Origin of the sequence: Streptomyces sp. (genome assembly GCF_031178505.1) — a bacterium.
Lineage (GTDB): Bacteria > Actinomycetota > Actinomycetes > Streptomycetales > Streptomycetaceae > Streptomyces > Streptomyces gulbargensis.
Genome location: NZ_JAPSIW010000475.1, coordinates 1 through 5,605, shown reverse-complemented (window position 1 = coordinate 5,605; position 5,605 = coordinate 1). Strand labels below are relative to the sequence as shown.

Genomic DNA, 5,605 nt, shown 5'->3' with positions numbered 1-5,605 from the left:
TTCCACAATCCGACCGGGCGGCTGATGCCTCAGGAGCAGCGGCGGGAGGTGGCCCGGGCGGCGCGCGCCACGCGGACGTGGCTCGTCGTGGACGAGACGCTCACCGACATGGCACTGGACGTGCCCGCGCCCCGGCCGTTCGCCTCGGGCGTCGGCGGGGGCGACGGCGAGCAGATCGTCTCCGTCGGTTCCCTGAGCAAGAGCTGCTGGGGCGGGCTGCGGGTCGGCTGGGTACGGGCGGCGGCCGGCGTGGTGACCGAGCTGGCCCGGGTGCGGATCACCGCCGACCTGGCCGGTTCGGTGCTCGATCAGCTGGTGGCCGTGGCCCTGATGGACCGGCTCGGCACCATCCTGCCGGCGCGGATCGCGGAACTCCGGCGGCGGCGCGAGGCGCTGACCGCCGCTCTCGCGCGGCACGTGCCGGAGTGGCGGTGGACGGTGCCGCCGGGCGGGATGTGCCTCTGGATCGACCTGGGGCGGCCGGTCGCCTCCGCGCTGTCCGCCCGCGCGCTCCGCCACGGGGTACGGGTGGAGGGCGGGGCGCGGTTCGGCGTGGACCCGGGGACGCACGAGCACCGGCTGCGCATCCCGTACACGCTGGCCGAGGAGGTGTACGAGCCGGCCGCCGAGCGGCTCGCGGCGGCGCTCGACGGGGCGCCGGGGCGCTTCGCGGACCCGGCCCTGCCGGACTGGGTGGCGTGAGGCGGCCGGGGCCCGGTGGGGCGCGCGTCCCGATATTCGGATGCCGCCTCCGGCAGGTCCGTGTACGGTCCAACGAGTGGAACCATTGACCGACAAACAGATCCGTTCGTCCTTCGTGAACTGCACGAAGGGCGAGGCCGCGCGGCTCAAGCTGCCGCTGGACTTCGCCGAACTCCCCTGGCAGGACCTGGACTTCCTCGGCTGGGTCGACCCCGGCGCACCGCTGCGGGCACACCTGGTGGTCCCCCGTGAGGACGGCCCGCTGGGCGTGACCCTGCGGGTCCCCGCCGTGGGACGGACCAGTGCCGTGAAGACGAGCCTGTGCCAGGTGTGCCTGACCGCGCACGCCTCCTCCGGGGTCGCCCTGCTCGCCGCGCCACTGGTCGGCGGCCGGGGGCGCGAGGGGAACACGGTCGGCATCTACGTCTGCGCCGACCTCGCCTGCTCGCTCTACATCCGGGGCAAGCGGCAGCCGAGGCTGCGCGGGGGCAAGCGTCACGACGAGACGCTGTCGATCGAGGAGCGGGTGGCCCGCACGATGGGCAACCTCGACGCCTTCCTGGCCAGGGTCACGGCGGCCTGAGGCCGCGCCGTGCCGTGCGGGCGGGCCGGGTGGTCCGCCCGCGGGGCGCCGGCGGACCGCCACGCGTCAGCGGAAGGCCTGCTCGCCGGTGAGGGCCTTGCCGATGACGAGGGAGTGCACCTCGCTGGTGCCCTCGTAGGTGAGGACCGACTCCAGGTTGTTGGCGTGCCGGAGCACCGGGTACTCCAGGGTGATGCCGTTGGCACCGAGGATGGTGCGGCACTCGCGGGCGACGGCGATGGCCTCGCGCACGTTGTTGAGCTTGCCGACGCTGACCTGCTCGGGGGTCAGGGTTCCGGCGTCCTTGAGGCGGCCGAGGTGGAGGGCGAGGAGCATGCCCTTGCCGAGCTCGACGGACATGTCGGCGAGCTTCTGCTGGGTGAGCTGGTAGGAGGCGAGCGAGCGAGCGAAGACGACCCGGTCGCGGGCGTAGGAGATGGCCGTCTCCAGGCAGTCGCGGGCGGCGCCGAGAGCACCGAAGACGATGCCGAACCGGGCCTCGTTGAGGCAGCCGAGCGGACCGGAGAGGCCACGGGCGCCGGGCAGGACGGCGTCGGCCGGCAGACGGACGTCCTCCAGGACCAGTTCGCTGGTGACGCTCGCCCGCAGCGACAGCTTCATCCGGATCTCGGGAGCGCTGAAGCCGGGGGTGCCGGCCGGGACGAGGAAGCCGCGGACGCCGTCCTCGGTGCGGGCCCAGACGACGGCGACGTCGGCCACCGAGCCGTTCGTGATCCACATCTTGGTGCCGTTGAGCACCCAGTCCGAGCCGTCGCGCCTGGCGGTGGTCCGCATCGCGCCGGGGTCCGATCCCGCGTCGGGCTCGGTCAGGCCGAAGCAGCCGATGTACTCGCCGGCCGCCATCCTCGGCAGCCACCGCTGCTTCTGCTCCTCGGAGCCGTACTTCCAGATGGCGTACATGGCGAGGGAGCCCTGGACGGAGACGAGGGAGCGCAGGCCGGAGTCGACGGCCTCCAGTTCCAGGCAGGCCAGGCCGTACGCGACGGAGTTGGTGCCCGCGCAGCCGTAGCCCTCCAGGTGCATGCCGAGGACGCCGACGCCCCCGAGGGTGCGGGCGAGTTCGCGGGCCGGGATCTCGCCCTTCTCGAACCATTCGGCGACGTGGGGGCGCAGCTCGCGGTCGGCGACGGCGCGCACGGTGGCGCGGATCTCGCGTTCCTCGTCGGTGAGCAGTCCGTCGACGGCGAGCAGGTCGAAGGGGTGGACGGGCGCGGACGGCGACGGCTTCGGCGACTTCGGCGACTTCGGCGAGTTCACAGGCGGCCTCCTGGCGGCGACGGTGTGAGGGTGCAACGCGGCGAGCGGAAGCGTAGCGGCAGATCGGATTTTGGATCCAGTATTGAAAATCCGCCGAGCCGGCCCTAGCGTCCGACGGGATCCGATCTCCCCCCTGACCGTCGGCGAAGGAGACACCATGGCCCCCGCAGACCCGCCGGACCCGACCACCGGCGCGCTGTCCGGAATCGTCGTCGCCGATTTCGGGAGGGTTCTCGCCGGGCCGTACATGACGATGCTCCTGGCCGATCTGGGCGCGGACGTGATCAAGATCGAGCGTCCCGGGTCGGGCGACGACACGCGCGCGTGGGGACCGCCGTTCGCGGACGGCGAGGCCACGTACTTCCTCGGGGTCAACCGGAACAAGCGCTCGGTGTCGCTCGATCTGACGGACCCGGAGGACCTGGCGGCGGCGCGGGCGATCGTGGACCGCGCGGACGTCCTGGTGGAGAACTTCCGCCCCGGCACGATGGAACGGCTCGGCCTCGGCCACGAGGAGGTCCGCAGGACCAATCCGGGGCTCGTCTACTGCTCGGTGACCGGCTTCGGCACCGCCGAGGGCGCCCGGCTGCCGGGCTACGACCTGCTGGTCCAGGCCATGGGCGGCCTGATGAGCGTGACCGGTGAGCCCGGCGGTCCCGGTACGAAGGCGGGTGTCGCGCTCGTGGACGTCGTCACCGGTCTGCACGCGGGGCTCGGGATCCTGGCGGCCCTGCGCCACCGCGAGCGGACGGGTGAGGGCCAGCGCGTGGAGGTGTCCCTGCTCGGTTCGCTGCTCTCGGCGCTGACCAACCAGGCCGCCGCGTACCTGGGCGCCGGCGTCGTGCCGCGCGCCCTGGGCAACCGGCACCCGAGCATCGCCCCGTACGAGGTGTTCGAGGCCCGGGACCGGCCGCTGGTCCTGGCGGTGGGCACCGACCGGCAGTTCCGGGCGCTGTGCGAGCGGCTCGGCCGGCCGGAGCTGGCCGGGGACGAGCGGTTCGCGACCAACACGGCCAGGGTGGCGCACCGGGAGGAACTGGTGGCGGCGCTGGCGGGACCGCTCGGGGCGCGGACGGCCGACGCGTGGTGCGAGGAGCTGACGGCGGCCGGGGTGCCGTGCGGGCCGGTCAACGACCTCGCCGCCGCGTTCACGCTCGCCGACCGGCTGGGGCTCGACGCCCGGGTTCCGCCGTCCGCGGCCGGCCCGGGCCAGGTGGCCCATCCGATCCGGCTCGGCGCGACCCCGCCGTCCTACCGGGCCGCCCCGCCGCGCCTCGGCGAGCACACCGGGGCGGTCCTCGCGGAGCTGGGACGGCCGCCGCGCACCGGCTGATCCGTAGGAAGATGGTCCGGACCGGCGGCGGTGGCCCGCGGGCCGGGGAGCGACGGAACGGAAGGGTCGGAGACGATGAGCGGCGCGGTGGAGAGGCGGCGGCCCCCGACGGCCCAGCAGTTCGTGCTGGAGGAGCTGCGGCGCGCCATCACCAGCGGGGAGCTCCGCCCCGGCGCGCCGATCCGGCAGGACGCGCTCGCCGCGCGCCTCGACGTGAGCCGGGTCCCCCTGCGCGAGGCGCTGAAGGCACTGGAGGCCGAGGGCCTCGTCGTCCACCGCATACACCGCGGTTACTTCGTCGCCGAGCTGTCCCTCGCGGACCTGGAGGAGATCTACCGCATCCGGCAGCTCCTGGAGACGGAGGCGGTCCGCAAGGCCGCCGTCCGGATGCCCGACGGGACGATCGCCGCGCTCGAACGGATCCAGCGGGAGGTGGAGGCGGCGGCCGGGGCCGGTGACGTGACCGCGATGGCCGCCGCGAACCGGCGCTTCCACTTCACGCTGATCGAGGCCTCCGGGATGCCGCGCCTCGTGCGGCTCATCGCCACCCTGTGGGACGCGACCGACGCGTACCGCTCGCTGTACTACACCGAACCGCCGCACCGGAAGCGGGCGGTGCGCGAGCACCGGGCCGTGATCTCCGCACTGGTCAACGGTGACGAGGAGGCGGCGGTCCGGTGGCTGGACGAGCACCGCGCCCACGCGGTGGCCGCCCTGCGCGAGGTGCTGGACCTGCCGCCCGACACCGGGCGCGCCGGGGCCTGACCCGCCGTCGGTCCCGGAACATCACCGGGACCGGCCCCGGGCGCCCGGGCCCGTACCGCCCGTGGGGCCGCTTCGGCCCCCGGCTACCCTGACGGCGCCGGACCCGAGGAGGAACGAACCATGGCGCGGATGCCGTCGGCCGAACGACGCAGGCAGCTGGTCGAGGCGGCGATCAGGGCGATGACCCGGGACGGGGTCGCCCGGACGACCACGCGGTCGATCTGCGCCGAGGCGGGGGTGTCGCTCAGCGTCTTCCACTACTGCTTCGACTCCAAGCAGGCACTCCTGGAGGCCGCGATCGAGACGATCACGGGCTCGTACGTGACGCGGGTGATGGCGGCGGTCGAGCCGAGGGCCACGCTGCGCGAGACCGTGCGGGGCGCGCTGCGGACGTACTGGGACGACGTGACGGCCCGTCCGGGCGAGCACATGCTGACCTACGACCTGACCCAGTACGCGTTGCGCGAGCCCGGGTTCGAGGATCTGGCACGGGCCCAGTACGAGCGGTACGTGGCCTCGGCGGCGTCGCTGGTCGAGCAGGTGACGGCGGTCGTCGGGGTGGAGCCGCGGGTGCCGGTGGGGGTGATCGCCCGCTCCCTGGCGGCGTCGATCGACGGGCTGACGCTGCAGTTCCTGGTCCTGGGCGACGAGCGGGCGGCCGAGGAGCTGCTGGAGCTGACGGCCGATCAGCTCGTGCGGTTCATCGAGGGCTGAGGCGGGGCTTCCGCCGGAAGGGACGGGCCGGGCCGCTCGGGCGGGTCGCCGGGCCGGACGGCCGGGCACGGCGGTGCGCTCCCGGGGCGCCCGGGTCCCGGCGCGGACTTCAACAGGTCGTCTGTCCCGGACCCTTGACTCGTTCCACCCGCACCGCGATCCTCGGGGCGCCCGGTACACCCCCACCGACCGGAGGCATCGCAGCTCATGACGCGACCCACGACACACAG

6 protein-coding genes are annotated in these 5,605 nt (G+C 74.1%); 5 read left to right on the top strand and 1 reads right to left on the bottom strand.

What is annotated here, in order from left to right:
• Nucleotides 1-702 (top strand): aminotransferase class I/II-fold pyridoxal phosphate-dependent enzyme (locus RIF68_RS25620; protein WP_309053666.1); only part of this gene is annotated, 702 nt, incomplete at its 5' end.
• Nucleotides 703-778: 76 nt separating this feature from the next.
• On the top strand, nucleotides 779-1,285 hold the full coding sequence (locus tag RIF68_RS25615) for an FBP domain-containing protein (protein WP_309053665.1): 507 nt from the start codon (nucleotides 779-781) through the stop codon (nucleotides 1,283-1,285).
• A gap of 66 nt (nucleotides 1,286-1,351) precedes the next feature.
• Here RIF68_RS25615 and RIF68_RS25610 read toward each other — a convergent pair whose 3' ends face one another.
• Nucleotides 1,352-2,563 carry an acyl-CoA dehydrogenase family protein gene (locus RIF68_RS25610; RefSeq protein ID WP_309053664.1) on the bottom strand — a complete coding sequence of 404 codons (1,212 nt, stop codon included), beginning with the start codon at nucleotides 2,561-2,563 and terminating at the stop codon, nucleotides 1,352-1,354.
• A 157-nt stretch (nucleotides 2,564-2,720) separates the two neighbouring features.
• Here RIF68_RS25610 and RIF68_RS25605 point away from each other — a divergent pair, with 157 nt between their 5' ends.
• The 3 genes from RIF68_RS25605 to RIF68_RS25595 all read left to right on the top strand — a co-directional run bounded on the left by RIF68_RS25605 (nucleotide 2,721) and on the right by RIF68_RS25595 (nucleotide 5,375).
• On the top strand, nucleotides 2,721-3,896 hold the full coding sequence (locus RIF68_RS25605; RefSeq protein ID WP_309053663.1) for a CoA transferase: 1,176 nt from the start codon (nucleotides 2,721-2,723) through the stop codon (nucleotides 3,894-3,896).
• 75 nt (nucleotides 3,897-3,971) lie between these two features.
• Nucleotides 3,972-4,661 carry a GntR family transcriptional regulator gene (locus RIF68_RS25600; protein WP_309053662.1) on the top strand — a complete coding sequence of 230 codons (690 nt, stop codon included), beginning with the start codon at nucleotides 3,972-3,974 and terminating at the stop codon, nucleotides 4,659-4,661.
• Nucleotides 4,662-4,781: 120 nt separating this feature from the next.
• The gene (locus RIF68_RS25595; RefSeq protein WP_309053661.1) at nucleotides 4,782-5,375 is read left to right on the top strand and encodes a TetR/AcrR family transcriptional regulator; all 594 of its coding nucleotides are present in this window, start codon (nucleotides 4,782-4,784) and stop codon (nucleotides 5,373-5,375) included.
• The last annotated feature ends 230 nt before the right edge of the window (nucleotides 5,376-5,605 follow it).